The 25,519-nt window shown below is 70.4% G+C and carries 22 protein-coding genes; 14 read left to right on the top strand and 8 right to left on the bottom strand.

The features are described from left to right. Positions 1 to 4: 4 nt before the first annotated feature. Both QSK31_RS45520 and QSK31_RS45525 read left to right on the top strand, forming a co-directional pair. Positions 5 to 2,248, top strand: a complete 2,244-nt coding sequence (locus QSK31_RS45520) for an ATP-binding protein (RefSeq protein ID WP_285691362.1) — start codon at positions 5 to 7, stop codon at positions 2,246 to 2,248. Between the two features lie 10 nt (positions 2,249 to 2,258). Then, the gene (locus QSK31_RS45525; protein WP_285691363.1) at positions 2,259 to 3,815 is read left to right on the top strand and encodes a helicase HerA-like domain-containing protein; all 1,557 of its coding nucleotides are present in this window, start codon (positions 2,259 to 2,261) and stop codon (positions 3,813 to 3,815) included. On the opposite strand, the gene QSK31_RS45530 is transcribed toward QSK31_RS45525, so the two are convergent. Next, entirely contained in the window at positions 3,812 to 4,279 is a 468-nt protein-coding gene (locus tag QSK31_RS45530) for an alpha/beta hydrolase (protein WP_285691364.1), read from the bottom strand. The two genes, QSK31_RS45525 and QSK31_RS45530, sit on opposite strands and share 4 nt — an antisense overlap. 8 nt (positions 4,280 to 4,287) lie before the next feature. Next, on the bottom strand, positions 4,288 to 5,292 hold the full coding sequence (locus tag QSK31_RS45535) for a magnesium transporter CorA family protein (protein WP_285691365.1): 1,005 nt from the start codon (positions 5,290 to 5,292) through the stop codon (positions 4,288 to 4,290). Positions 5,293 to 5,373: 81 nt separating this feature from the next. On the opposite strand from QSK31_RS45535, the gene QSK31_RS45540 reads away from it, so the two are divergent. Then, positions 5,374 to 6,432, top strand: coding sequence for an aldo/keto reductase (locus tag QSK31_RS45540; protein WP_285691367.1), 1,059 nt, complete (start codon positions 5,374 to 5,376; stop codon positions 6,430 to 6,432). A 946-nt stretch (positions 6,433 to 7,378) separates the two neighbouring features. On the opposite strand, the gene QSK31_RS45545 is transcribed toward QSK31_RS45540, so the two are convergent. After that, positions 7,379 to 8,083 carry a DUF6193 family natural product biosynthesis protein gene (locus QSK31_RS45545; protein ID WP_285691368.1) on the bottom strand — a complete coding sequence of 235 codons (705 nt, stop codon included), beginning with the start codon at positions 8,081 to 8,083 and terminating at the stop codon, positions 7,379 to 7,381. Between the two features lie 7 nt (positions 8,084 to 8,090). Further along, complete coding sequence (locus QSK31_RS45550) at positions 8,091 to 9,446, bottom strand: Hsp70 family protein (RefSeq protein WP_285691369.1); 1,356 nt, start codon at positions 9,444 to 9,446, stop codon at positions 8,091 to 8,093. A gap of 57 nt (positions 9,447 to 9,503) precedes the next feature. On the opposite strand from QSK31_RS45550, the gene QSK31_RS45555 reads away from it, so the two are divergent. Beyond that, complete coding sequence (locus QSK31_RS45555) at positions 9,504 to 10,157, top strand: ABC transporter ATP-binding protein (RefSeq protein WP_285691371.1); 654 nt, start codon at positions 9,504 to 9,506, stop codon at positions 10,155 to 10,157. On the opposite strand, the gene QSK31_RS45560 is transcribed toward QSK31_RS45555, so the two are convergent. Beyond that, positions 10,154 to 10,981 carry an ABC transporter ATP-binding protein gene (locus QSK31_RS45560; RefSeq protein WP_285691372.1) on the bottom strand — a complete coding sequence of 276 codons (828 nt, stop codon included), beginning with the start codon at positions 10,979 to 10,981 and terminating at the stop codon, positions 10,154 to 10,156. The genes QSK31_RS45555 and QSK31_RS45560 overlap by 4 nt on opposite strands. Before the next feature lie 91 nt (positions 10,982 to 11,072). Between QSK31_RS45560 and QSK31_RS45565 the strand changes: the two genes are divergently transcribed. The 5 genes from QSK31_RS45565 (at position 11,073) to QSK31_RS45585 (ending at position 14,106) form a co-directional block, all read left to right on the top strand. Continuing rightward, complete coding sequence (locus QSK31_RS45565; RefSeq protein ID WP_285691374.1) at positions 11,073 to 12,011, top strand: ribose-phosphate diphosphokinase; 939 nt, start codon at positions 11,073 to 11,075, stop codon at positions 12,009 to 12,011. Between the two features lie 202 nt (positions 12,012 to 12,213). Next, entirely contained in the window at positions 12,214 to 12,588 is a 375-nt protein-coding gene (locus tag QSK31_RS45570) for a roadblock/LC7 domain-containing protein (protein WP_285691376.1), read from the top strand. Further along, positions 12,585 to 13,037, top strand: coding sequence for a hypothetical protein (locus QSK31_RS45575; RefSeq protein WP_285691377.1), 453 nt, complete (start codon positions 12,585 to 12,587; stop codon positions 13,035 to 13,037). Before QSK31_RS45570 ends, QSK31_RS45575 begins: the two co-directional genes overlap by 4 nt. A 14-nt stretch (positions 13,038 to 13,051) precedes the next feature. Continuing rightward, positions 13,052 to 13,651: a hypothetical protein gene (locus QSK31_RS45580; protein WP_285691378.1), complete on the top strand. Its 600-nt coding sequence runs from the start codon at positions 13,052 to 13,054 to the stop codon at positions 13,649 to 13,651. Positions 13,652 to 13,662: 11 nt separating this feature from the next. Then, positions 13,663 to 14,106, top strand: coding sequence for a roadblock/LC7 domain-containing protein (locus tag QSK31_RS45585; RefSeq protein WP_285691379.1), 444 nt, complete (start codon positions 13,663 to 13,665; stop codon positions 14,104 to 14,106). On the opposite strand, the gene QSK31_RS45590 is transcribed toward QSK31_RS45585, so the two are convergent. Next, positions 14,042 to 16,084, bottom strand: coding sequence for a hybrid sensor histidine kinase/response regulator (locus tag QSK31_RS45590; RefSeq protein WP_285691380.1), 2,043 nt, complete (start codon positions 16,082 to 16,084; stop codon positions 14,042 to 14,044). The genes QSK31_RS45585 and QSK31_RS45590 overlap by 65 nt on opposite strands. 230 nt (positions 16,085 to 16,314) lie before the next feature. On the opposite strand from QSK31_RS45590, the gene QSK31_RS45595 reads away from it, so the two are divergent. Both QSK31_RS45595 and QSK31_RS45600 read left to right on the top strand, forming a co-directional pair. Next, entirely contained in the window at positions 16,315 to 18,006 is a 1,692-nt protein-coding gene (locus QSK31_RS45595) for a serine/threonine protein kinase (RefSeq protein ID WP_285691381.1), read from the top strand. Between the two features lie 24 nt (positions 18,007 to 18,030). Then, positions 18,031 to 18,810 carry a L,D-transpeptidase family protein gene (locus QSK31_RS45600; protein ID WP_285691383.1) on the top strand — a complete coding sequence of 260 codons (780 nt, stop codon included), beginning with the start codon at positions 18,031 to 18,033 and terminating at the stop codon, positions 18,808 to 18,810. 490 nt (positions 18,811 to 19,300) lie between these two features. Here the strand turns inward: QSK31_RS45600 and QSK31_RS45605 are convergent, their stop codons facing one another. Both QSK31_RS45605 and QSK31_RS45610 read right to left on the bottom strand, forming a co-directional pair. Continuing rightward, complete coding sequence (locus tag QSK31_RS45605) at positions 19,301 to 19,846, bottom strand: hypothetical protein (RefSeq protein ID WP_285691384.1); 546 nt, start codon at positions 19,844 to 19,846, stop codon at positions 19,301 to 19,303. Positions 19,847 to 19,896: 50 nt separating this feature from the next. After that, a complete protein-coding gene (locus QSK31_RS45610; protein WP_285691385.1) occupies positions 19,897 to 20,049 on the bottom strand; it encodes a hypothetical protein in 153 nt (50 codons plus the stop codon). 168 nt (positions 20,050 to 20,217) lie between these two features. Between QSK31_RS45610 and QSK31_RS45615 the strand changes: the two genes are divergently transcribed. Genes QSK31_RS45615 through QSK31_RS45625 form a run of 3 tightly spaced genes read left to right on the top strand, consistent with a single transcriptional unit; the run spans position 20,218 to position 25,510 of the window. Next, a complete protein-coding gene (locus QSK31_RS45615; protein WP_285691386.1) occupies positions 20,218 to 21,765 on the top strand; it encodes a hypothetical protein in 1,548 nt (515 codons plus the stop codon). Continuing rightward, entirely contained in the window at positions 21,765 to 24,671 is a 2,907-nt protein-coding gene (locus tag QSK31_RS45620; RefSeq protein ID WP_285691387.1) for a DEAD/DEAH box helicase, read from the top strand. Before QSK31_RS45615 ends, QSK31_RS45620 begins: the two co-directional genes overlap by 1 nt. Next, the gene (locus tag QSK31_RS45625; RefSeq protein WP_285691388.1) at positions 24,668 to 25,510 is read left to right on the top strand and encodes a hypothetical protein; all 843 of its coding nucleotides are present in this window, start codon (positions 24,668 to 24,670) and stop codon (positions 25,508 to 25,510) included. The genes QSK31_RS45620 and QSK31_RS45625 overlap by 4 nt, the downstream gene beginning before the upstream one ends. Positions 25,511 to 25,519: the final 9 nt, after the last annotated feature.

Genomic DNA, 25,519 nt, shown 5'->3' on the forward strand with positions numbered 1-25,519 from the left:
ATGGGTGTTCGGCCGTTCGGTGGCGGCACACCGGCGAAAGGCAGGCCTGACCCAGGACGAGCTCGCCGCGCGCACCGGCGTCAGCGTGCGCGGCATCCGCGATCTCGAGGCCGGCCGGGTGGCGAGGCCCCGGGCCAGCACGGTGCGCCTGCTCGCCGACGCGTTCCGGCTGGCCGGCGGCGAGCGCGAGCGTTTCCTGCGGGACGCCGACCCGGCCCCCGCCCCGGCCGCCGCCCCGCAGCGTGGCCCGCGTCAGCTTCCGCTGGACATCGCCGACTTCTCCGGCCGCCACGGCGAACTGTCCCGTTTGGACGAGGTGGTCGGTTCCTCCGGCGGCCGGCCCGCCACCGTGGTGCTGTCCGCGGTGGCCGGGATGGCCGGCGTCGGCAAGACCGCGCTGGCGTTGCACTGGGCGCACCGGGTCCGCGGCGACTACCCGGACGGCCAGCTCTACGTGAACCTGCGCGGCTTCGACGCCGCCGAGTCGGTGGCCGACGCGTCCGACGTGCTGCGCGCGTTCCTCCAGGCGCTGGAGGTGCCGCCCGGCCGGATCCCGTCCGGCCTCGACGAACGCGCCGCCCTCTACCGCACGGTGCTCGGCGACAAGCGGGTGCTCGTGGTGCTCGACAACGCCCGCGACGAGGAGCAGGTGCGCCCCCTGCTGCCCGCCGCCGGTGGCTGCGCGGTCGTGGTGACCAGCCGGGACCGGATGGCCGGGCTGGTCGCCGCGCAGGGCGCCCGGCCGGTGCTGCTGGACGTGCTGTCCGAGCAGGAAGCCTGGGCGCTGCTCACCGCCCGGGCCGGCGCCGACCGGGTGACCGCCGAGCCGGACGCCGCCGCGGAGATCATCGCGTGCACCGCCCGGCTGCCGCTGGCCCTGACCATCGCCGCCGCCCGGATCGCCACCCACCCCGGCTTCCCGCTGTCCACCTTCGCCGCCGAGCTGCGGGCGCCCGGCCGTCGGCTGGACGCGCTGGCCGACGGCGACGTGCGGCGGGTCTTCAGCTGGTCCTATGTGGCCTGTTCGAAGGAGGCGCGGCGGCTGTTCCGGCTGCTCGGGCTGCATCCCGGGCCGGACCTGACGGCGGGTGCCGCGGCCGCCCTGGCCGGGTCGCCGGAGGCCGAGGTGGCGCCGCTGCTCGCCGAGCTGACCCGGTTGCACCTGCTCGCCCAGCACCGGCCCGGCCGCTTCGCCTTTCATGACCTGCTCCGGGCGTACGCGAGCGAACTGGCGCGCAGCGCCGAGGACGACGAGGAGCTCACCGCCGCCAGGCTGCGCATGTACGACCACTACCTGCGGAGCGCGTGCGCGGCCGGGGAGGCGCTGCAACCGCAGTGGCTCAAGGTTCCGATGCCCGCCGGGGCCCCGGCCTTGCCGATGACCCAGGTCGAGGCGACGGCCTGGTTCACCGCCGAGGACCGGGTGCTCCCCGGCATCCTGCGCTCGGCCGCCGGCACCGGGGCCGACGCCTACCCGTGGCGGCTCGCCGCGTGCCTCGTCTGCTTCTACGCACCCGGCGCACGCTGGTCGGAGAGCGCGCCCCTGCAACGGCTGGCGCTGACCACCGCCGTCCGCTCCGGCGACGTCCTCGGCGAGGCCACCGCCCGCCGCCTGCTGGCCCGGGCCGACTCCCGCACCGGACGGCTCGCCGACGCCGACGCCGGGATGCGCGCGGCCCGCGACCTCTACGCCGGGCTGGGCGACGTCCTCGGCGAGGCCCAGGCGGAGCACAACCTGAGCGAGATCGCCCTGCAGTCGGAGCGGGCGCCGGACGCCATCGGCCACGCGCGGCGGGCGGTCGAGCTCTACCGGCGGGGCGGCTACCAGGCGGGCCTGGCGCGGGCGCTGAACGCGGTCGGCTGGGTCGCGGCCAACATGGGCGACTACGACGAGACCATCGTCAACTGCCGCGAGGCGCTGGACATCCAGCAGTCGAGCGGCGACCTGAACGGCCAGGCCGCGACCACGGACAGCCTGGCGGTGGCGTACGAGGCCCGCGGCGACGTGCGGCTCGCCGCCACCATGTACGAGCGGTCCGCCGCCCTGTTCCACCGCAGCGGCGACCGCTTCCACGAGGCCGAGGTGCTCAACCACGCCGGCTCCGCCCACCACGAGCTCGGCGACGCGGACGCGGCCGGCCGGTGCTGGCAGGAGGCGCTGGAGATCTACCGGGAGATCGGCTCGCACGCCGCGGAGGAGGTCGAACGCAACCTCAGCAGGCTTCGCGCCGGCCGCTCCAGCCGCTAAGTTGCAGGTCATGGCGGACATCGACATCCCGGCCGAGGTACGTGCCGGCTACGCGTTCACCGGCCCGGCCCTGGAACTCGGCGCGCTGGTCATCGACGGCGGCGCGTGCGACCCGACGGCCAAGGTGCGCATCCCGCTCGCCATGGTCAACCGGCACGGGCTGGTGGCCGGGGCGACCGGCACCGGCAAGACCAAGACGCTGCAGGGCATGGCCGAGCAGCTGTCCGCGGCCGGAGTCCCGGTGTTCCTCGCCGACATCAAGGGCGATCTCTCCGGGATGGCCGCGCCGGGTGCGGCCGGCGACAAGGTCACTTCCCGGGCCGAGGACATCGGGTACGACTGGAGCCCGGCCGCGTACCCGGTGGAGTTCTTCGCCCTGGGCGGGCACGGCACCGGGGTGCCGGTCCGCGCGACCGTCACGTCCTTCGGCCCGCTGCTGCTCAGCCGCATCCTGGGCCTCAACGACGTGCAGGAGTCCAGCCTCGGGCTGGTCTTCCACTACGCCGACCGGCACGCGCTGCCGCTGCTCGACCTGGCCGACCTGCGCGCCGTCATCCAGCACCTGACCTCACCCGCCGGCGCCGCCGAACTGGCCGAGCTGGGCGGCCTGTCCAAGGCCACGGCCGGGGTGATCCTGCGCGAGCTGATCGCGTTCGCCGACGCGGGCGCCGAGGACTTCTTCGGCGAGACCGAGTTCGACACCCGCGACTTCATGCGGGTGGCGCCGGACGGCCGCGGCGTGGTCAGCATCCTGGAGCTGCCCAGCCTGCAGAGCCGGCCGGAGCTGTTCGCCACGTTCCTGATGTGGTTCCTCGCCGACCTGTTCCAGGACCTGCCCGAGGTCGGCGACGTGGACAAGCCCAAGCTGGTGTTCTTCTTCGACGAGGCGCACCTGCTCTTCCGGGACGCCTCCAAGGAGTTCCGCAACGCGATCACGCAGACGGTCCGGCTGATCCGCTCCAAGGGCGTCGGCATCTTCTTCGTCACCCAGACCCCGAAGGACGTGCACGCCGACGTCCTCGCCCAGCTCGGCAACCGGGTGCAGCACGCGTTGCGGGCCTACACCCCCGAGGACGCCAAGGCGCTCAAGGCGACGGTCTCGACCTTCCCCCGATCCGGGTACGACCTGGAGGAGGTGCTGACCCGGCTCGGCACCGGCGAGGCGATCGTGACGGTGCTGTCCGAGCGGGGCGCGCCGACCCCCGTGGCGTGGACCCGGCTGCCTCCGCCGCGCTCGCTGATGGCCCAGGTGGAGCAGCCGGTGGCCGACGGCATCGTGGCCGCCTCGCCGCTGAACGCCCGCTACGCGCAACGGATCGACCGCGAGTCGGCGTACGAGATGCTCCTGAAGAAGGTCGCCGTGCCGCCACCCGCCGCACCACCCGCGCCCGCCCCCGCTCCCTCCCCGGAGAAGCCCGCTCCCTCCCCGAAGAAGAAGGACGACAAGAACTTCCTGGAGAAGGCGCTCGCCAACCCCACCGTCCGCAACGCCCTGAAGACCGCCGCGACCGCCGCCGGCCGGGAGATCGTCCGCTCGATCTTCGGGGCGGCCAAGCGCCGCCGCTAGCCGGTCTCGGCCAGGCGGTGGGCCAGCCAGGCGATCGCCTGCGGGTAGCGGTAGTCGATGGCGCCATGGCCGGCCGGGAACAGCTCGAAGTGCACCCGGCCGGCCTCGACGCCGATGCGCTCGAGGCCGTCGCGGAAGGCGGTCGCGCCCAGGTCCAGGTACCACTCGTCGCGGGTGCCGGCGTCGATCCAGATCGCCCGCTGGGAGCGCAGCGCGTCGGCGTAGCGGTCGATCATCCGGACCGGATCCCAGGCCAGCCAGCGTTCCCACAGCTCGGGGATGAGCTCGCCGGACCGGACGTCGAAGGGCAGCCGCGGGGTGCCGTCCGGATCCGCCGAGTAGGCGGCCGAGCAGCCGAGGGACAGCAGCAGCGGGATGTCGTGCTCCTTGGACAGCGCGGGCCGGTCGTGGAAGTCGGCCCACCACTTCTGGATGTCGTGGTCGTACTCCCGCAGCGCGCGCACGGCCTTACTCAGAGCCAGTTCTTGCGCTTGAAGGTCCAGATCAGCGTGCCCGCCGCGCCCAGCATGAGGACCGCGCTCACCACCACGCCCACCCAGGTGCCCGACGACGGGTACGGAACGTTCTGGCCGAAATATCCCGTCACGGCCGTCGGCACCGCGATGATCGCGGCCCACGCGGCCAGCTTCTTGGTGATGTCGTTGAGGGCGTTGCTCTGCTCGTTGAGGTCGGCGTCGAGGAGGCCGTTGATGCGGTCGCGGGCCATCTCGGTGGTCTCGGCGGCGTGCTTGGCGTGGTCCTCGACGTCGCGGAGATAGGGCTTCAGCTGGTCGGAGAGATGCAGGTGGGAGCCGATGTCGAGGAGCTCGGTGACGATGGCGGGCATCGGGCCGACGCCGCGCTGGAGCGTCGCCAGGGTGTGCCTGAGCGCGAAACCCTTCGCCCGTACGGCCCGGGGAGCCCCGCCCTCCTCGAGCAGGGTGTCCTCGACGCCGTCCATCGCCCGGTCGAGCTTCTGGGCGGCGGCCAGCTGGGCGTCCATCACGACGTCCAGCAGGCCGTACACCAGGAAGGCGACCCCGTTCTCGGCGCCCAGCGACTCGCTGTCGAGGTCCCAGCGGGCGGTCAGCGCGGCCAGGTCGCCCTGCTGCTTGTGCACCGTGATCAGGGCCCGTTCCAGGACGAACGCGCTGATCTCGGTCTTGTGCAGCGCGGGCGGCGAGGTGTCCACCCGTACGTGATAGAGGTTGAGGAAGAGATGCCCGGGGTAGCGGTCCAGCTTGGGGCGCTCGTGGTCCTGGACGGCGTCCTCGATTGCCAGCGGGTGCAGGCCGAAGATCTCCTGCGCCGCCGCCAGGCCGGCCTCGTCCGGGTCGAGCAGGTCAAGCCAGAGCACGGCGTCGGGGTGCTCGCGGAGCAGGGCAGGGATGCGCTCCGGGGCGAAACCCTCCTCGATCACCTTGCCGGCCTGGAAGAGCCGGGTGGTGGCGGGCGCGCCGGAAGTCGTTGTGGTCACACGTCTGTCTTACCCGGTTCGGTGGACAGCGGCTCGCGAGAGGGTAAGGCTTCCTACGAGACGACGAAGGGTGAGTGCGTAATGCAGTATCGGCAACTGGGGCGGTCCGGTCTCCGGGTCTCGACGTTCACGCTCGGCACGATGGGCTTCGGCGGCACCGGCTGGGCCACACCCGTCGGGCAGATCGACGTGAGCGGGGCCCGCGAGCAGATCGCGGTCGCCAAGGACTTCGGCGTGAACATCATCGACACCGCCGACGTCTACTCCGCCGGCCTGTCCGAGGAGATCCTCGGCGAGGCGCTCGGCGACAAGCGCGACGACTGGCTGGTCGCCACCAAGGTGCGGATGCCGATGGGGGAGGGCCCGAACGACGCCGGCCTGTCGCGCCACCACGTCATCCGGGCCGCCGAGGCCAGCCTGCGCCGGCTCAAGACCGACTACATCGACCTCTACCAGGTGCACGAGTGGGACGGCCACACTCCCGTCGAGGAGACGCTGACCGCGCTGAACGACCTGGTCCGCAGCGGCAAGGTCCGCTACATCGGCTGCTCCAACTACGCCGCGTGGCAGCTGATGAAGGCCCTGGCGATCAGCGACGCCCGCCACCTGGAGCGGTTCGTCAGCCAGCAGATGTTCTACAGCCTGCAGAATCGCGACATCGAGGCCGAGCACATCCCGCTCACCGTCGACCAGGGCCTCGGCGTGCTGGTCTGGAGCCCGCTGGCCGGCGGCCTGCTCTCCGGCAAGTACCGCCGCGGCGTCGACGCCCCCGCCGGCAGCCGCCACCTGACGGAGTGGGACGAGCCGCCGGTCAACGACGAGGACAAGCTCTACGACACGATCGAGACGGCCGTCCAGATCGGCGAGGCCCACGGCGTGTCCGCGGCGCAGGTCTCCCTGGCCTGGCTGCTCACCAAGCCCGGCATCACGTCCCTGATCGTCGGCGCCCGCACCCCCGACCAGCTCCGCGACAGCCTGTCGGCGTCCGACCTCGAACTGACGGCGGACGAGGTCGCGGCCCTCGACGACGTGAGCGGTTCGCCGCTGCGCTACCCGTTCTGGCACCAGCGCAACACCAGCACGGACCGGCTCAGCCCCGCCGACCTCACCCAGATCGCGCCCCACCTGCCGAAGGAGTGACCGCCCGCGCCTCGGCGGCCGTTCCTTCCCAGCCGCCGAGGCGCGGTCCGGTCTCGCCGCTCAAGTTCGATGCGCGGTCCGGTCTCGCCGCTCAAGATGCTCGGTCTTCACGCTCAAGATGCTCGGTCTTTGCGCTCAAGACGCTCGGTCTTTGCGCTCAAGATCGAGGTGCCCTTCGGTCTTCAAGATCAAGAGCTTGATGTCGTGCCTGGGTGGGTGGTGCTGACCGTCGCTCACGCCGAGGCCGGGCCCACTCGGCCTGGCCGCTGGCGCGTCCATAACGGCCGAGCGCACCCTTCATTCTGCGTGCGTGGTCACCCTCCGGTGGTAGCTGAATTGCCTCCGTGGCAGCTGGTTGCGTCGGTGAGTAGCTGGCTGTCTCTGTGGTAGCTGGTTGTGTCGGTGGTAGCTGGTTGCGTCGGTGGTAGTAGAGGGCGGCATTGTTTGCTGAATACCGCTCCAGCCCACCACAACCTGGCGAAGTGGTGGACTGGAGCGGTTGCCGCGGCGCGGATGCCGCCTGGCGCTACCACTTTTCGAGAGTGAGCGGCGGCAGCGACGGTGGGTGGGCACGGTGGGCGTCTGGCTACCCGCTCGGCCCACTGTGGCCCGGTGCCGCTGCAGAGAGGGCGAGCGGCACCGCGCGCTCCTGGCGCCCGCCCGCAACCTGGCCAGCCCGGCACGGCTCCTTCAACCCCGGCCCGCCCCGGCCCGCCTCGGTCCGCCCGGCTTGCCCCGGTCCGACAGGCTCGCCCCGGTCGGCCCTGGTCCGCCAGGCTCGTCCCGGCTGGCCCCGGTCCGCCCCGGCTCGCCCCGGCCGGCCCCGGCTCGCCCCGGCCGGCCCCGGCCCGCCCGGCCAGCCCCGGCCCGCCCGGATCGCCCCGGTCCGCCCCGGCTCGTTCAAGCCCGCCCGAGCCCAATCCGGCCTGGCCAGTCAGGCCCGGCGCTACCGGGCGTTGAGCGCAGCGAGCACCAGGGCGACGCTGCGCGGTGCGTCGGCCGGGGTGAGGGCGGCCGGCTTGTCGAGGTCGCGGCGGTTCGTCGCGACCAGGTAGAGGCCGTCGCCGGAGGGGCGGATCCAGGCGAGGGCCTCGCCGCCGCCGACCGACTCGCGGAGGCCCAGGTCGACGTGGCTGGTGAAGGGGAACAGCGCGCGCAACCGCGGCGCGTCCGCTGCCGCGACGAGGAAGGCGTACAGGTTGAGCAGGTAGGGCGCGCGGGTCGACGAGAGGTCGAGGTATTGGCGCCAGCGGTGGGCGATGGCCGCGGGTTCGCCGCGTTCGAAGGCCTCGGCGAAGCTGCCGAAGCGGATGAACGGGCGGGCCGCGCCGACCTGGCGGAGCTTGGCGCCGGCGAGGAACAGCGCGATGGCTCCGGCCACGGCGTCGGGGTCGGTGGTCTGGCCCTGTGCCATGAGGACGCCGCGCGTCCACAGGTCGAGGAGGAAGACCCGCTCGTTCGGGCTCAGGCGCACCGAGGCCTGGCGGTCGCCGGCGCGGACCTCGGCCCCGGTGCGCGCGTAGCCGGGCGCCGAAGGGGGCTGGGAGCGCAGCAGGGTGCCCGCGGCGGCGAGCCGGGGCTGGAGGAACCAGGCGAGGTCGCCGGCGGACGCGACGTCGGGATACAGGTAGGGGTCCGGGCCGTCGGGCATCGGTCCGCTAGCGGCCGGTCGTGACGGGGGACGAGGTGCCGGCCGGCCGGATGTCGTCGCGGCCCTGGAGGGCGAGGGCCACGCCGCCGATGGCGCCGATCAGGACGATGACGATCGCGGCTATCAGGGCGATGCGCTGGCGGCGGCGGAGTTCGGCGTCGGATGGTGCCGGGCCGGTGAGGGCGAACTCCTGGGTGCTGTCGGGGGAGGGCACGGTGGCGCGGACGGTCGCCTTCGGCAGGGGCGGCGGGAGAGCGATGGTGGCGTCGCCAACAGGGGCGTCAAAGGTCGGGGCGCTCAACGACAAGAGGGACTGGCCGGCCACGAGCGCCGCGCCCATGGCGATGCTGTGCTCGGGGTGGGGGTCCTGCGCGACCGGCCGGGCGTACCCGGCGGTGATCACCTGGGTGACCAGCGGGATGCGTGACGAACCGCCGCTCAGCAGGACCATCGAGATGTCGTCGGCGGTCACGCCGGCGCCTCGGATCGCGCGGCCGAGTGCTTCCACCGTGTCGCCGAGGGCGGGGGTGATGAGGGCCTCGAACTCGGCGCGTGTCATCCGCACCCGGGTGTGGAAGCCGGGCAGCGCCACGGGGATCTGCACCTCGGTGTCGAAGGACAGCGACTCCTTGCCCTCCACGCAGTCGCGCCTCAGCCGGGTGACCGAAGCGGCGAAGTCGGCGTCGCCGCCACCGGCGACCTCCGCGCCGAGGACTCGGGTGACGTGCCCGAAGACGGCCTCGTCGAAGTCCATGCCGCCGAGCTGTTCGATGCCGCTGGGCGGGCCGGGCATCTGGTAGCCGGTTTCGGTGCGCCGCAGGACGGCCGCGTCGAAGGTGCCGCCGCCGAGGTCGTACACGGCGATCAGTTCGCCGGGGGCGATGCGTTTGCCGGCCGCGTGGTGGATGGCGGCCGCCTCGGGCTCGGTGAGCGTCTCGACGCCGGTCAGCCCGGCCGTCTCGAAGACCTGGTCGAGCTGTTCCCGTTTGTACGGCCCCCAGTTCGCCGGATGGGTCACGACGATGTGCGCGGGCGGTCCGTCGTACAGCGCGGTGACCGTCTCGACGACGTGCTTGAGCAACCGTCCGAGCAGGGCGTGCGCGGAGAAGGGCGCACCGCCGACCAGGATCGACACCGGGTCGCCCATCCGCCGTTTGACCTCGCGCACGAGGCGGGACGGGTCGCCGCGGCCGTTGCGTTCGGCGCCGTCGCCGACCATGGTCCGGCCGTCTTCGGCGAGGTAGATCAGCGCCGGCATCTCCTTGTGCCGGTCGCCGAGCTGCACCACCTCGATGCGGCCGTCGACGTTCACCGCCGCGGCGATATGGGTGGTGCCCAGGTCGACACCCAACGCGTATTCCATCAGGGGCAGTATGCTCCCCCAGATCCACGGGCGGGATGACTGAGGGGGACGCATCCGATGAGGACGCTGACGGTCGAGGATGCGTCGATCGGTTACGGCGCGGGTGACCCGGTGCTGCGGGACGTGTCGGTGACCGTCCGGCCGGGTGAGATCCTCGCGGTCACCGGGCCGTCGGGCGCCGGCAAGACGACGCTGCTGGCGGCGATGGCGGGGCTGCTCACGCCGGCGGCGGGCAAGGTGCTGGTGGACGATGCGGCGCTGAGCGACCGGGACCACGCGGTCTCGCTGGGCGTGGTGCTGATCCCGCAGGACAACGGTCTGGCCGCGATTTTGACGGCGGCGGAGAACATCTCGGTGGCGGTGATCGCCACCGGGGGCACGCCGGCCGAGGCGCGGCGGCTCACCACGGAGGCGCTGGACCGGGTCGGCCTGACCGGGCACGGCGACCAGCTCATCGAGGAGCTTTCCGGCGGGCAGCAGCAGCGTACGGCGATCGCCCGCGGCCTGGCGCTGGTCGGCGACGTGCTGCTCGCCGACGAGGTGACCAGTGAGCTGGACGCGACGAACCGGCAGAAGGTGACGGACCTGCTGCGGTCGGAGGCGGATCGGGGCGCGGCGGTCGTCTTGGCCACGCATGACCCGGAGGCGGCGAACCTCTGCGACCGCGAGCTGCACCTGCTGGACGGCGAAGCCAGCTGGGTCCGTGGTTAGGACCCGGGGACGAGGGTGACCTCGCCGTCGACGTGCTGCACGGTGAACAGGGTGCCGGGCGGGTACGAGCCGAGCACGTCGGGTGGCAGCTGCACGGTGCCGTCGCCGGCGACCACGGCGAAGTCCTGACCGTCGCGACCCTCGGCGCCGACCCGGCCGTCCCGGATCGTCACGGCACGGCCCAGCCGGGCGCCCACCTCGTTGTCGTGGGTCACCACCACGATGGTGGTCTGCCGTTCCTGGTTGACGGTCTCCATGGCGGCGAGCACCTCGTCGCGGCCCTTGGTGTCGAGCCGGCTGGTCGGCTCGTCGACCAGCAGCAGGCCGGGGCCGGCCGCGATGCCGACGGCGAGCGCGGCCCGCTGCCGGCCGCCGGGGGTCAGTTCGTCCAGCCGGGCGCGGCCCTGGCCGGGCAGGCCGACCAGGTCGAGGATCCGGTCGGGGTGGTCGAGCTCGATGCCTCGGGTGTGCGCGGCCCGGCGCTGGGCCAGCCAGATGTTGCGGTGCAGCGAGACGTACGGCAGCAGGTTGCGCGCCGCGCCTTGCAGCACCACCCCGATCTCGGTGCCGCGCAGCCGGGACACCTCGGCGTCGGAGAGCTTGCCCATGTCGTACGTCCCGATGTTGATCCGCCCGGCGGACGGCCGCATCAGTCCGGCGAGGAGGGCGATCAGCGTGGATTTGCCGGAGCCGGACGGCCCGACCAGGGCGAGCGTCTCGCCCGGCGCGATGGACAGGTCGACGCCGGCCAGCGCGACCACGTCTCCCGCCTCGGCGCGATAGATGTGCACGACCCGCCGACATGCCACCGCCAGTCCGTTCATGCGATCACGATAGAGAAACTCCGGTGTTCGTGACGACCCGCGGCCAAGGTCGCCCGCAAGTGGCGGGGGGACGGCACCTAGGGTGGTGCCCGTGCGTGACATCGCCGTTTTCAGCGGAAGTGCCCATCCCGACCTGGCCGCCGAGATCTGCTTCCACCTCGGTGTGCCACTGCTGCCGACCAGGGTGTCGCGGTTCGCCAACGACTGCATCGAGGTGCAGCTCCAGGGCAATTGCCGCGAGCGTGACGTGTTCCTGATCCAGCCGCTGGTGCCGCCGACCCAGGAGAACCTGGTGGAGCTGCTGTTCATGCTGGACGCCGCCCGGGGCGCCTCGGCCGGCCGGATCACGGTGGTGCTGCCGCATTACGCGTACGCCCGCAGTGACAAGAAGGACGCACCGCGCATTTCCATCGGCGGTCGTCTGGTCGCCGATCTGCTCCATCAGGCCGGCGCCGACCGGATCCTCGCGATGACCCTGCATTCGCCGCAGGTGCACGGCTTCTTCAGCATCCCGGTCGACCACCTGCACGCCCTTCGTGAGCTGGCAAACCATTTCCGGGGGTACGACCTGAGCAACACGGTCGTGGTCTCGCCGGACCTGGGCAACGCCAAGGAGGCGGCCGCCTTCGCCCGGCTGCTCGGTGTCGAGGTGGCGGCCGGCGCCAAGCAGCGTTTCGCCGACGACAAGGTGGTGATCAGCTCGGTGATCGGCGAGGTGGCCGACCGGGACGTGATCGTGCTGGACGACGAGATCGCCAAGGGCAGCACGGTCTTCGAGCTGCTCGGCCGGCTCCGCGAGCGCAACACCCGGGGTGTCCGGGTGGCTTGCACGCACGGCCTGTTCTCCGGTGACGCGATCGAGCGGCTGAGCGCGGAGAAGGACGTCGAGGAGATCGTCTGCACGAACACGGTGCCGATCCCGCGGGAGAAGCACACCGACAAGCTGACCGTGCTGTCGGTGGCCGCCCCGCTGGCCGAGGCGATGCGCCGGATCCACAACGGCGAATCGGTCAGCGCACTCTTCGCATAACGGACACGAGCGGGTTACTCCCCGGGCACGGACCGTGTCCATAGTCCGGCTTGATGCATTTTCCATCAATCGGACTGAGTAGCCACCGATGATCAGTCGATCCTCCGTGTTTTCCCAGCTCGCAGGTCCCCTTTCGAGTGAACCTGTGTCACGCTCGGCGACGGCAAGATCCGTAAAGCCGTACATCCCCGGAGGCAGAACAATGGCCAACATCGAGACTTCTCTCAAGGAAGCGATGGCCATCGAGGGCGCGATCGGCGTTGCCCTCGTGGACTACACCAGCGGTCTGACGCTGGGCGTCATCGGCGGCTCGCCGACGATGGACATGAACGTCGCCGCCGCCGGCAACACGGACGTCGTCCGGGCCAAGATGCGCGCGGTGGAGATGCTGGGCCTCGGCGAGGACATCGAGGACATCCTGATCACGCTGGACAGCCAGTACCACCTGATCCGGCTGATCCAGACTCGCAAGGGCGGCGACGCGCTCTTCCTCTACCTCGCGCTCAGCAAGAGCCGCGCGAACCTGGGTCTGGCCCGGCACCAGCTCCGCAAGATCGAAGCCGACCTCGACGTATGACCACCGTCGAGGAGAAGCCGATCACGACCGAGCGCAGCATGTCGCAGGTCGTCACCGACACCGTGCGGACCTTCCGCGGCCAGGTGCCGGAGTGCATCACGGCGGCGCTGGTGGACATGTCCACCGGCATGCTCCTGGCCGTGGACACCATCGACGACCAGACCGCCGACGAGCAGCTCGACCTGCTCGCCGCGGCCACGTTCGACCTGTTCCAGGGCCGGAACGTCTCGATCATCCGGGACGTGTTCGCCGAGCGGAACGGCAAGGGCGACCGGCAGTACTTCCAGGAGATGCTGGTGAACAGCGACGAGCTGGTGCACCTGTTCCTGCGGAGCAACCGGCACCAGGATCTGGTCGCGGTGATCGTGTGCAAGCGGGTGTCGAACATCGGCATGCTGTTCGCCCAGGCCCGCGTGGTCATGAAGCAGATGGACGCCGATTTCGCCTGACCGGACGGACCCCCATGCAGCCGCTGGAGATGGCTCTCGACATCGGCGGGGCCCTCTCGGTGGCGGTCTTCTCCATCCGGGACGCGGCGGCGTCCTGGTGGGCCGGCGGTCACGAGCCCGACGGCGACGACGCGATCGCCGCGGGCGCGCTGGCCGGCGCGGCCGCCACGCTGGTCCGGCTCACCGATCCGGACGACGAGATGGGTGACATCCTGCTCACCACCACTACCGCGTTCCACGTGCTCCGGGTGCTCGATCCGGAGGACGGCGGGACGCAGGTCGCGCACCTGACACTGAGCCGGGGCGCGGCCAACCTGGCGCTCGCCCGTCGCGAGTTCAAGGTGCTCACCGACCGCTATCTGGCCGAGCCCGAGCCGCCGGAGCCCGAACCGGCGCCGGTGGAGCGGGCGCCGGCCCAGAACGGCTCGGCCCAGAACAGCTCGGCCCAGAACGGCTCGGCCCTGCCCCGGCGGCGGCGTAACGGCATACCCGCCGCCGCCTTCAAGGAGCGGGACGACGTGGTCCCGCCGGGCTGGCTCGAACTGGTGGGGCAGCCGTACGTCAGCGACGACTCGGCACTCGACCGGATCATCGGCACGCTCAAACAACTGTAAAAATGGGAGCTATGGTGCAGCCCACCGACCCCTTCAAGTCCGCACGCGCCGAGCTCGCGGCGCTGAGGCACGCGGTGACCGGCGTCCAGGGGTGCGTCGTCGCCGGCGTGGACGGCCTGCTGATCCTGCACGACACGATGTCCGCCGCCGAGCCGCACGACCTGGCCGCCCTGGCCGCGGGCGCGCACGGCATCAGCCGGACCTGTGGCGGCGCCCTGCACCAGGGCGGCTTCCACGAGTGCACGATCCGCAACCAGAAGGGCTACATGGCCGTCTACGCGGTCGGCGAGCTGGCCCTGCTGGCGGTCATCGGCGACGACGGCCTGAACATCGCCCGCCTGCACCTGGAAGCCCGCCAGACCACGGTCCGGCTGGCCAAGCTCCTGGAGATCAGGACTGTCCAGGATGCGGATGACTGGCTTCCCGCGGAGGCTGCGGGCCGCACAGGCTCTTGATCGCGCCCAGCAGGGTGGATCGGGTGAACGGCTTCTCGATCAGCATGCTGTTCGCGTCCAGGTTGAGCTGCGGGCCCAGGGACGCCGCGGTGTATCCGGACATGTAGAGCACCGGCAGGTCCGGCTGGTGGGTGCGCAGCGCGTTCGCCAGCTCCGGGCCGGTCATCGTGGGCATCACCACGTCGGTGATCAGCAGGTCCGGGTGTTCGCCGGCGGCCACCTGGGTCACCGCCGTGAGCGCGTCCGTGGCGACCGTGATCGTGTAGCCGGCCGGTTCGATCAGCCGCTGCACCAGCTGGGCCACCTCGGGCTGGTCCTCGACGATCAGCACCCGGCCGATCACCGAGGGCGTGGTCTGCCGGTCCACCGCGGGGGCGGGACGCTCCTCGGCCGCCGGCAGGTAGAGGTGCACCGTGGTGCCCATCCGCGGCTCGGACTCCAGCATGATGTGCCCGCCGATGCCCTGCACGATGCCGGCCGTGGTGGCCAGGCCCAGCCCGGCCGCGGTGGGGCGGGTGGTGAAGAACGGCTCCAGCGCCCGTTTCCGGGTCTCGTCGCTCATCCCGACGCCGGTGTCGGTGATGACCATGTGCACCAGCTTGCCGGTCGGCGCGCCCTCGGCGAGCTGCCCCGGCACCACCACCTCGTTGGTCGCCGCCACTCGCAGCATGCCGCCGCGCAGCATCGCGTCCCGGGCGTTCGCGGCCAGGTTGACCAGGGCCTGCTCGAGCGGCCCGCGTTCGGCGCGGATCGGCCAGACGTCCGGCCCGAAGGCCAGGTCCAGGCCGATGTGCTCGCCCAGCGTGCGGGAGAACAGGCTCTGCACGTCGGTGAGCAGGTCCGGGATGGGGATGATCTCGGGACGGTTCCCCTCGGTACGCCCGAAGGCGAGCAGCTGATGCGTCAGGCTGCGCCCGGTGTTCACCGCGGCCATGATGTCCGTGGCCATCTGGTGCTGGGGCGACCCCTCGGCGGTGGTGGACGCGATCATGTCCGCCGACCCGGCCACCACGGTCAGCAGGTTGTTGAAGTCGTGCGAGATGCCGCCGATCAGCTGGCCCAGGCTGTCCAGCCGGCGCAGGTGGTCGAGCTGGCGCTTGAGGCCGCGGGCGTCGATGTGGTCGGTGGTGTCGGTGACCATGCAGACGACGCCGGAGTACTGCCCGGTCTCGTCGGTCAACGGCATCATGCTCATGCGTACGCTGCGGTGCGAGCCGTCCGCGCGGTTCAGCCGGGTGGCACCGACCGTGGACCGGCCCGCCTTGCACTCGGCCAGCCGGCGGTTCAGCTCCTTCTGCCCGACCACGTCCAGGAAGCCGCGCAACGGCATCCCGACCAGCTGGTGCCGGGGCATGCCGAGGACCACGCCGATCGGCTCGTTGGCGTAGGTCGCCACGCCCTCGACGTCCAGCTGCAGGACGCCCTCCGGGATGGTCTCCAGCACCCGGCGGTACTTCTCCTCGCTGACCTTCAGGCGCTCGCGGGCCTTGGCCGAGGAGAGCGCCAGGCACAGCTCGCCGGTGATGTCCCGGGCCAGCTCGACCTCCGCCGCGGCGTAGAACGAGCCGACCTCACCGCGGGTCAGGATCAGATAGCCCGCGTACGTGTTGTCGACGATGACCGGGCACAGCACGGCGGCGTGCACCCCGGTCGAGAACTGCGGGAGCGGCTCCCGTCCGTCCGCGGCGAGCACCACCGGCCGGCGGCTCGCGGCCAGCGTGGTGGAGAATTCGTCCTCCGGCAGCCGGCCCTGCTGGTCCAGCGCCCGTTGCAGGGCGGCGGAGCGTTCCACATCCGGGTGGTGGAACGTGAGGGCCTCGTAGTGCCCGTCGTCGCCGAGCAGTTGAACGCCGGCGCCGTCACCGATCATGTCGGCCGCGGCGCGGGCGGCGGTGGCCTGCACCTCGGCGACATCCTCGGCCGCCCGGCTCAATGCCAGCGCAAGGTCGGCCAGCGCGTACCGAAGCGGATAAGCCATCACACCCATGCCGACATGATCCGGTGTATCGCCCTTCGACGCGGGCGGTTCGGGCGGAAAAGCAACCTTTCGGCCAGGGGCCTGGTGAACGAACGAGCGGGTTCGGCGCTGGTGACGGGTGTCGCGGGACTCCTACGCCATGGGCGAACTCCGGCATGCCGGGTTGGCAGTTGATCCGGACAAACAGCAGGATCTCTGGGCGAATGAGGCGGCTGGAAGGAACCTGACGGGTGGATGAGGATCCCAGAAGCTCCGGCGGCGTGCGCCAGGAGCCGGACGGCGCGCACACGGTCGATCTGAGCGGAAGGTGCGTCGGCAGCTCGTACATCCTCGTCAAGCCCATCGGGCAGGGCGCCACCGGCACCGTGTGGCGGGGCGTGGACCGGGCCTCCGGCGAGCCGGTCGCGGTGAAACTGCTGCACGAGAGCCTGCTGCGGCAGCCCAAGCTGGTCACCCGCTTCGTGCAGGAGCGGACGATCCTGCTGATGCTGCGGCACCGCAACGTGGTCCGGGTCCGCGACCTGTTCAGCGTCGGCGAGTCCCTCGGCCTGGTGATGGACCTGGTGGCCGGCGGCAGCCTGCGCGACCACCTGCGCGAACACCACACGATCGCGGCCGGCGAGGCGGCCCGGCTGGCCGGTCAGCTGGCCGCCGCCCTGGCCGAGGCGCACGGCCTGAACGTCGTGCACCGCGACCTCAAGCCGGACAACATCCTGCTGCAGACCGAGAACGGACGGCTGGAGACCCGGCTGACCGACTTCGGCATCGCCCGGGTGCTGACCATGCCGTCGATCACCACGCCGAACGCCGTGGTCGGCACCCCGCACTACATGTCGCCGGAGGCCTTCCACGGCTCGGCGGCCAGCCCGGCCGCCGACATCTACGCGCTCGGCATCGTGCTCTACGAGATGGTCACCGGCCGCCCGCCCTACCACGGCGACTCGGTGCACGAGCTGATGCAGCGGCACCTGCAGGGCGATCTGGACCGCCCGGGCGGCGTACCGGAGAAGCTCTGGACCGTGATCACCTCCTGCCTCGAGCAGAAGCCGCGGCTGCGCCCCACCGCCGAGGAACTGGTCAGCGAGCTCGCCGACGTCGCCCGTGCGGTGTCCGCCGCGCCCCGGCTCCCCGCGCCGGCGGTCCTGCCGCAGCAGCCCCACCCGAGCTCGCCCCCGTTGAGCGTGGTGCCGGTCCCGCGCGTCCCGAAGCGACCGCACAACAAGGCGCGCAGCTGGCGGTGGGCGCGCCCGGGCACGGTGCTGACCGTCATCGCCGCCACCATGCTCGCGTCCGGTGTCGCCACCACCGCCTGGCACGTCACCCGCTCCGGCGCCGACCCGGCGGACGTCCGGGTGATCGCCGCGCAGCCGGCCCCGGCGCAGAGCCGGACGGCACCGGCCGCGGATGCCGCGCCGGCGGCCACGACCGCGCCGCGGGGAAAGGCCGAGGTGGTCGATCGGGCGGTTCCGGCGCCGTCCGAGGACAAACCCGATCGGGTACGCCCGGCCGTCCCCAAGCCGTCCGCCACCCGGCAGTCCGCGACCCTCCGGCGGCAGCCGGAGGCCCGCCCGTACGGACCGTGGGCCTGCCGCCAGGTCGTCGCGCTGGACATGAGCAACCCGCTGGTCGCCAAGCCGTGCCAGTCGACCGGCAAGGACGTGCAGATGAGAGCCGTGCTCACGGCACGCGCCGGTGGCCACGCCACGGTCTCCCTCGCCCTGCAGGAGAACGGCCGCACCGTCGCCGGTCCGTACACCTGCTCGAACTTGATCTTCACCGAGGACGGCACGACCCGGGAGTGCGGGCCGCGCACCGCCCCCGCCGTCCGGGGGCATCGCTACACGGTGCGCATGAGCTGGTCGTTCTCCCGGCAGGGCAGAGTGAACAACGGCCAGGCTTCCGGAGAAGGGTTCACGTTCTGAGTCCGCGGCCGGTAGGGTGCGGCCGTGGTGAAGAAGTCACTCGTCGTGGCCGCTGCCGCCGTGGTGCTCGTGGCCGCGGGCGCCGTCGTGACCCAGCAGGCCTTCGCCGACGAGGTGCCGGTCTACCACCCGACCAGGCTGGCGCATGTCGGTGACGCGAAACAGCTGATCGTGGTGACCGGGGTGTCGATCCCGTCGACCTACGCCACGCTGCGCACCTACCAGCTCGGCGCGAACGGCACGTGGTCCGAGCGGTACCCGGCGATGGCCGCCCGCAACGGGTACGCCGGCTGGGCCTGGTACACCGTCCGCAAGCAGGACACCGGCACGACCCCGGCCGGCACGTTCCCGATCACCTGGACGTTCGGCGTCAAGGCCAACCCCGGCACCAAGATGTACTACCGCAAGGTCGACGGCAACGACTACTGGGTCGGCGACAACAAGGACGCCAAGACCTACAACCTGTTCCAGCCCACGGTCTCGGCCAAGCGCACCTGGCGGACCGGCGAGGGCGAGCGGCTCGCCGCCTACCCCGTCCAGTACGAGTACGCCGCGATGATCGACTTCAATCGCCCGCCGGCGTCGTCGCTCACCTGGAACGCGAGGCTGGGGGAGTACACCACCAACCGCCCGGCCGACGTCCGCCGCGGGTCGGCGATCTTCCTGCACGTCAACGGCAAGGGCTCCACGGCCGGCTGCGTCTCGGTCGCCCGCGCCGACATGATCAGGGTCCTGCAGTGGCTGGACCCGGCCCTGAAGCCGCGCATCGTGATGGCGCCCGAAGGCAGCATCGGCAAGGCCTGAAATACATTCGACGGGCGTCGCGTTACGACCTACCGTGATCACCATGTTCGCGCCCGGTCTGCAGCTGCCGCTCCACGCGGCCGCTCCCGCGTGCGATCTCTTCGATACGCGAATCTGACCCGTCCCCAAGCGGCAGCAGGACCCGGGGACGGGTGGCTGCACGCTGTGCGGTTCTGACGCGGACGGAAGTGGCGCCCGTCGCGGCGTACCAAAGAAAGCCTTTCGTTTTCTCGCATCCAGTGAGGACACATTTCCATGGCCAAGAGCCAATTCGTGCGCACCAAGCCGCACCTGAACATCGGCACGATGGGACACGTCGACCACGGGAAGCCCACACCCGAAATGTGACACTCATTAAACGGTGGTGTGCGTCCGGCTCGGCCTGGGGTGCCTTGAGCGGGTTCTTCAATCCCGCTGTCGGCGTCCAGCGAGGCTCACCGTAGCCGGTCAGGGGGTCATGCTCCTCTGCCTGACGGATTAGCGGCTAGCCCTACCTGGCGCGTAGTCGTCCGGCCGCGGCCAGCTGCCGCATATATGGCGGCCAGTCTGCGACTAATTGCTGCTCCAGCACCTGATGCACGAGCTGCCGCTCCTGCGTCGAGACTCGTTCCGGCGGCGCGCCGTTGGTGAAGTGCAAGGTCACGCCTTCCCTACTGGCATCACAGATGATTACGTGAGCGCGCTGCGTGATCGTCAGGTACATCAACGGGGTGGACGACTGGCGACCGAGCAAGAACGCGAGCGCGCCTTCGTAGCCGGTGCCACGAGCCGCCCAGCTGCTGCCGCGCTGATCGAGCCACTTCGTCAGATCACTTAAGAAGACGACTCGACCACCACTCATCCGCTGGTATGCATCGGCCATGGCCAGCACGTCACCAACATCGCGCGGCAGTGACGTATCCCGGGTAACCAGTGGCGGTGCGATCGCCGCCACGGCCTCCCGAGCCGGCTCCTGCCCAGCCGGCCACGGAAGACCGAAGACTAGCCAGTAAGGCGGTTGCGCCAGCTGAGGAGAAAGATCGAGCTGTCCCGTCATGAGATCATCCATACCAGGCACGGCGCTTCAGGCGCTGCCCCGCATCAGCATCAAAGCATCCGAACCGACAGGGTTAAGCCGCCTCCAACCCTTCGTCCGAGCTGAGCCGTCGACTCCGCAGCACGCTTCGCCTGGTCGGGCAGCACGGCGGTGAAGTTATCGGCGGCGACCACATAGCTGGTGTGCCCGAGCATGTCCTGCACGGTCTTCAACTCTATGCCCGTGGCCAGAGCCAGGGCACACCTAGAGGCGCAGAACTCGACGAACTCGGCCCAGCGCGGGCTTCCGGCCGCCCGCCGGATTGAGTAGTAGTAGTGGTGTGTGGCTCAAGGTGGTTGCCTTGACGAGGAACGTCAAACTAGGGTTTCCCGATGGCGTCGGCGGGTGTCGATATGTTCTTCGATGATCGCAATACCGCCCGGCAGACCCGGGGCCGGTTTCGTTACCAGGACGAATGCGTTGCCCTGCGGTGCGTCGCCAATCTGGTGTCCGAGGATGTCACGGCCGTGGTGGTCGAGTGGTCAACGGATTACCTTGCCCTGCTGGCGGACGGATCCAGCGAGCTCGTCTCGGTCAAGCACCGGGAGCCGGGCACCGGTGAATGGACCTCCGGCGAACTCAGGAAACCGCTTCGTGACCTGTATCGAACGTGGCGTGAGATGCCGGCGCAGTGCCGCTGCGCCTTTGCTTCCAGTGCGGCGGCCACGACGAAAGCCAGCGGCGACGTAAGACGAGATCTCGCGGCGATCCTCGGTGTGGACGCGGCGAACGCAGATGCTTTCGGGCGGGCGTTGTCGTTGCCGGACCCACCGTTGCCGAGGCGATCGGAGATCACCGCGGTGGGAATCAGAGACATGGCCGGGGTTCTGGCGTTGCTGGACCGCGACCCCCGCTACGCCGAGAAGTGTTACCTGGCGTTGGTTGCCCGGGTTGCCGCCGTCGCCGTGGAGGAGCCGGACAGCCCGGAGGAGCGGATCGCCCGGCTGGCGGGCTCACTGCGCGCCATCAGTGAGCGGAAGCGGCCCCGGCAGTCCGACCTGACCCTGCACATCGCCGACCTCCGGGAACTGGTGCTCTTCACCGAGGCCGAATACGCACGGCGTGAGCCTCGGCGCATCCGAGCGGCCGTGGAGCCACGGGTGTCCGGTCCGCCGCGGGTGAAGGTCGGCGCCGATAGCTTTGTCCTGACCGGGGACGCCGAAGTCGAGGAAGGCGCTGATAAATCCTTTCGAGTGGTACGCGCTCAGGCCCGCCAGGTGAACGGCCGCGAACGTGACGTGTGGCTTACTCGGCTGGAGGTCGGACGGGCAAGCGCGACCGCCGAACGACGACGCACGGAACTGGCGGCCGAGGCCGAACTGCAGGAGGCTGTCTCGGGCTTGCCCGCCGTGGCGGCGCGAGATCGGGATGCGTTCGCCACGATGCTGCCGGGAAGACCCCTAGCGGCGTTGTATGGGCGTCCGCCGTACCCACGAATTGCCTTGGACGCGCTCGTTAATGCCTTGCCGGCGGTAGTTCGCACGCTGTCGGCTCTGCACGCGGCCGGCAAGGCGCACCGCGCGCTGCGGCCGGCCGCCCTGCTCGGCGATCGTGGCCGCCTCTGGCTGCGGGACACCGGATTGGCTGTCCTGGAACCGGCTGCCGGGGAAGGGCCTGCCGATTACCGGGCGCCCGAGCAGGAACGGCCGCTGTTGAACGCGCCCGGGCCGGCTACTGATCTCTATCAATTTGCGGCGGTGCTGTTTCACCTGGCAACCGGGCAGCTGCCGGGCCCGCACCCGCCTCCGCCGTCATTACTTCGGGACGACCTGACGCCGGCCTGGGACGCCGTGCTGATGAGCGCCTTGTCCGAACCTCAGGACCAGCGGCCCTCCTGGGATGAATTCATGGCCGGGCTACGCGACGGTGGATCGATGTGATGGCGGGCATCGAAGTGGTGGCCGCGTCGAGGCCGATCGTATTCGTTGCCGGCCGTAACTTCCTCGGGAAGTTTCATGAGCAACTCCGCGCTTATCCCTTCCTTCCCCAGCCCGAGGCCCTGCCGCATGAACTCGGCCGGCTGAGCGCCGCCGGCGGAGTGGCGGTCACCGTCGACGACGGCAAGGGATGGATTCGACTCTATGTCCAGCGCTGCTGTATCGCCGTGCGACCGACCAATTTCCAGGACGCCTACTCGATCGAATTCATGGAGCCGATGCGGCTGGCCAATCACGGCCGGCTGGCGCGGAGCTGGCTGCGGCTGACCGCACCGTACTGGTCGTTCGTGTACCAACTTCACCAGGTGCCGCAAGGGTCCATCGTCCCGGATCAAGAGATCCGGCAGGCATGGCAACGAACTCGTACGGACCGAGTCGTGCATAGGCTTCCGGCCCGGCATGAACAGTTCTGCGACGCGCTCGGCACCGTCATCGAGACCGGTCGCCGGATCGAGGCGGAGCGGGATCCCGGCGGGCGGATCCTGCCGTACTACAAGGTACGCAGCACGGCACAGCAGCGTCGGTCAGCAGCCGGCGGCTACGAGTTCCTGCTTTCCCGGCCGAGTTCGGTGAAGGCGGGCGACATGGTGCATCTGCGGGCGGAACCCGACCTACGAGGCAGAGTGACGGCCATCGACGGGGAGCGGTTGACCGTCGGGTTCGAGGGCGCGATCGACCGGCAGCGGATCGCCGAGCGGGGCGAACTGATGATCAGCGGCAACGATGTGATCGCCCGAGTGCAGGGCGACGCGGTGGCGAAGCTCCGATCCGGCACGACGCTCCACCAGAGGCTGCTGCCACTTCTGGTCGACGGCGGTTTCACCCCACCGGAACCAGTGACAGCTCAACCGGCCGAGTCGCTGGACGAGGCACAGACCGAAGCCTTCCGGCGCGCCCTCGGCGTACCAGATCTGCTCTGTGTCGTCGGCCCGCCAGGCACCGGTAAAACCCGCACCATCGTGGAGATCGCACGGGCCGCGGCAGCCCGCGGCGAGCGGGTGTTGATCGCATCGCAGACGAACACCGCGGTTGACAACGTCATCGAGCGGATGCCGGCCGTCCTGACGGCGCTCCGTGCCGGGAACGAGGAACGGTTCTCCGCAGCAATGGCGGACAAGACCCTTGCCGCCACGGCAGTGCACCTGCAGGAACGTGTCCTGGCACGAACCCAGGCCACGGCGCAGCGACTGGAACCGTGGGCCGGGGAGCCGTCCCTGGCGCTGCGATGGATCCAGCGCCTGGAAGCCCTGCTCGCGACCGTTCGGCAGGCCGAGCTTGCCCGCGATGACGCCAGGGCACGGCTGGCTGCCGCGAGGCTGGTGGTCGAGCAGCGATTTGCCGGACCGATGCAGGCGAGCGGAGACACCCGGCGACAGACGGCGGCGGCCGCGCAAACGGCGTGCGAGGCGGAGGACTGGCTCACCGAGCGGGTTCGGCGAGCCGACCTGCGCGCCGCTGGAATGCTGGGATTCCTGTCCGCGTGGTGGGCGCGACGTCTCCGCCCCCGCCTCCTGGAGGCCACTACCGCTGCCGCCCAGACCCGAGCACAGGCAGACCGCGCCGCACAGGAGGATGAGGCCTGGCGAACGAGACTTCACCAGGAGACGGAAAGCGATGCGCAGGTGCGACGAGCCACCGAGCTGGTCGGTGACGCCGACTCAACCGTGGCTCGAGAGTTCGGCGCCGCACAGGAAACGGCGCGCCGGACGGCTCGTTTGTTTGCCGGCGTGGAAGGGGTGCTCGAACCGGGCAGCAACGCGGCGTCGCTCGGTGCCTTTGCCGAATGGTGCCTCGCCTGGGAACCGTTTCTCCGGCAGCGGACCGTGTTGCTGGCAGAATGGCGCGCCCAGCTGAGCCGTCCCACCGAGCAACTCCATCCCGAGCTGATCCGGTACGCGGACGTCATCGGGGCCACCTGCATAGGTGTCGGTGTTCAGCGCAATCTGCTCGCGGACCTCGATTTCGATCTGGCCGTCATCGACGAGGCGGGACAGATTCCCCTAGCGTCCACGCTCGTACCACTGGTTCGTGCCCGCCGGATCGTGCTGGTAGGTGACCATCACCAACTGCCGCCGTTCGTGGACGACGACGTCCGCCGAGCCCTGGGCGGCCCGGCCCAGGCCGGCCTTGCCGCCGAACTGCTCGTGCACAGTGCCTTCGAGATGCTGGCGGATAAGGCAGGCAAGGACAACCTCATCCTGCTGAACCGGCAACGCCGGATGCCGGCCGTGCTCGCCGAGTTCGTGTCTGCAGAGTTCTACGGGGGCAAGCTGCTCACGGAAGACCAGCCTCGGCAACCTCTGGCTTTCTTCACCAGCGCACTGGTGGTCGTTGACACCTCGACCCTTCCGGCCGATGACCGCGCCGAGCGGCAACGCCAGAAGACCGAGTCCTGGCTGGCCGCCGGCTGCGACAACAAAGAGGAAGCCCGCATCGTGCTGGACCTGGTCCAGGCCTACGCCAGGGCCGGTCGCGACTGGGTGGTGATCGCCCCCTACCGGGCCCAGGTCCAACTGATCGACATGTGGATTCGTGAGGCACTCGGCAACGACGCGGTCCGCGACCGAGTCGGCACGGTTGATGCCTTCCAGGGGCAGGAACGGGACATCGTGATCTTCAGTTTCACCCGGAGCAATCCGCACGGGCGGGTTGGCTTTCTCAGCGAACTTCGGCGGCTCAACGTCGCCGTCACGCGTGCCCGCGACCAGTTGGTCCTGGTAGGAGATCGCTCCACTCTCGTCCGCGCGCGTCACGAAGGTTTCCAAGGCTTGGCGCAGCGACTGTATCGGTACGCCGACCGGAACGGCGACGTCCTCACCCCGGCCGAGATGAAGAGCAGGCTTTCGTGACCGCTCCCGCGCATGTTCCGGTCCGCAGAGTTCTGGAACGCGTAAGCGCCGTCCCAGGGGCGCAGCCCCTGCGGATCTTTCCGCTGCTGCTCCCGCTGTGGCGGGTGGAAGTCAGAACGACGTTCTGGGACGCCCAACCCTACGAAGTCTTCGACCAATACCTGGCCCGGGCCATCGGTCAAGCGGGACTTCGCGATTCCTCCAGGCTCGCCGTCTTTTTCGGCGTGGAACCGGCACTGGTCCATCGAGCGCTGCACTTTCTGCAAACCATCGGACACGTACGTCACGAGGGCAGCGCGCTTGTCCTGACGGATCTCGGGCAGCGTTCGGTACGAGACGGGTGCCGCTACGTCCGCAAGGAAGACCGGCAGGTGCTCTACTTCGATGGCTTCCGCGGGGCGCCGCTACCGGCGACGCACTACGCGAAGTCGGTGTGGTTGGACGACCCTGAACTCACGATTTGGAACGTGCGGTTCCAGGTGGTGACTGGGTCACCGAACTTTCGCATGGAAGGGCTAGCCGAACTATCCCGGCGGCCCGACGGCGAGCGGTTCAACCTGCCCGGATCGCTCACCGAGCTCACCCCGTTGGAAGTGGGCACGGCGTGGCTACCCGCGTACGTCGTCGAATGCGTGTCGGGCCTGCTCGTGTACATCAAGGCACTCGATGCGGCGGATCCGTACCTGGCAGAGGTGGCCACCCCGTATCTGAAGCCGGTACTTGAGTTCCCCCCGTTTCGACGGAGCGGTGGTTACCTGCTTCCGGTCGGGGCAGGGGTGAGGTTATCTGGCTCGGTCTGGGTGTGCCAGGCGGTCTCGTATTCGTCCGGGCTCAGGTAGCCGAGTTCC

Origin of the sequence: Actinoplanes sp. NBRC 103695, assembly GCF_030269485.1 — a bacterium.
Classification (GTDB): Bacteria; Actinomycetota; Actinomycetes; order Mycobacteriales; family Micromonosporaceae; genus Actinoplanes.

Excerpts from the sequence above, each read along its gene's own strand:
- QSK31_RS45525 (WP_285691363.1), top strand. The coding sequence starts at position 2,259 with ATGGCGGACATCGACATCCCGGCCGAGGTACGTGCCGGCTACGCGTTC.
- QSK31_RS45540 (WP_285691367.1), top strand. The coding sequence starts at position 5,374 with ATGCAGTATCGGCAACTGGGGCGGTCCGGTCTCCGGGTCTCGACGTTC.
- QSK31_RS45545 (WP_285691368.1), bottom strand. The coding sequence starts at position 8,083 with ATGCCCGACGGCCCGGACCCCTACCTGTATCCCGACGTCGCGTCCGCC.
- QSK31_RS45550 (WP_285691369.1), bottom strand. The coding sequence starts at position 9,446 with ATGGAATACGCGTTGGGTGTCGACCTGGGCACCACCCATATCGCCGCG.
- QSK31_RS45555 (WP_285691371.1), top strand. The coding sequence starts at position 9,504 with ATGAGGACGCTGACGGTCGAGGATGCGTCGATCGGTTACGGCGCGGGT.
- QSK31_RS45560 (WP_285691372.1), bottom strand. The coding sequence starts at position 10,981 with ATGAACGGACTGGCGGTGGCATGTCGGCGGGTCGTGCACATCTATCGC.
- QSK31_RS45570 (WP_285691376.1), top strand. The coding sequence starts at position 12,214 with ATGGCCAACATCGAGACTTCTCTCAAGGAAGCGATGGCCATCGAGGGC.
- QSK31_RS45575 (WP_285691377.1), top strand. The coding sequence starts at position 12,585 with ATGACCACCGTCGAGGAGAAGCCGATCACGACCGAGCGCAGCATGTCG.
- QSK31_RS45580 (WP_285691378.1), top strand. The coding sequence starts at position 13,052 with ATGCAGCCGCTGGAGATGGCTCTCGACATCGGCGGGGCCCTCTCGGTG.
- QSK31_RS45585 (WP_285691379.1), top strand. The coding sequence starts at position 13,663 with ATGGTGCAGCCCACCGACCCCTTCAAGTCCGCACGCGCCGAGCTCGCG.
- QSK31_RS45590 (WP_285691380.1), bottom strand. The coding sequence starts at position 16,084 with ATGGCTTATCCGCTTCGGTACGCGCTGGCCGACCTTGCGCTGGCATTG.
- QSK31_RS45605 (WP_285691384.1), bottom strand. The coding sequence starts at position 19,846 with ATGACGGGACAGCTCGATCTTTCTCCTCAGCTGGCGCAACCGCCTTAC.
- QSK31_RS45615 (WP_285691386.1), top strand. The coding sequence starts at position 20,218 with ATGGCGTCGGCGGGTGTCGATATGTTCTTCGATGATCGCAATACCGCC.
- QSK31_RS45620 (WP_285691387.1), top strand. The coding sequence starts at position 21,765 with ATGGCGGGCATCGAAGTGGTGGCCGCGTCGAGGCCGATCGTATTCGTT.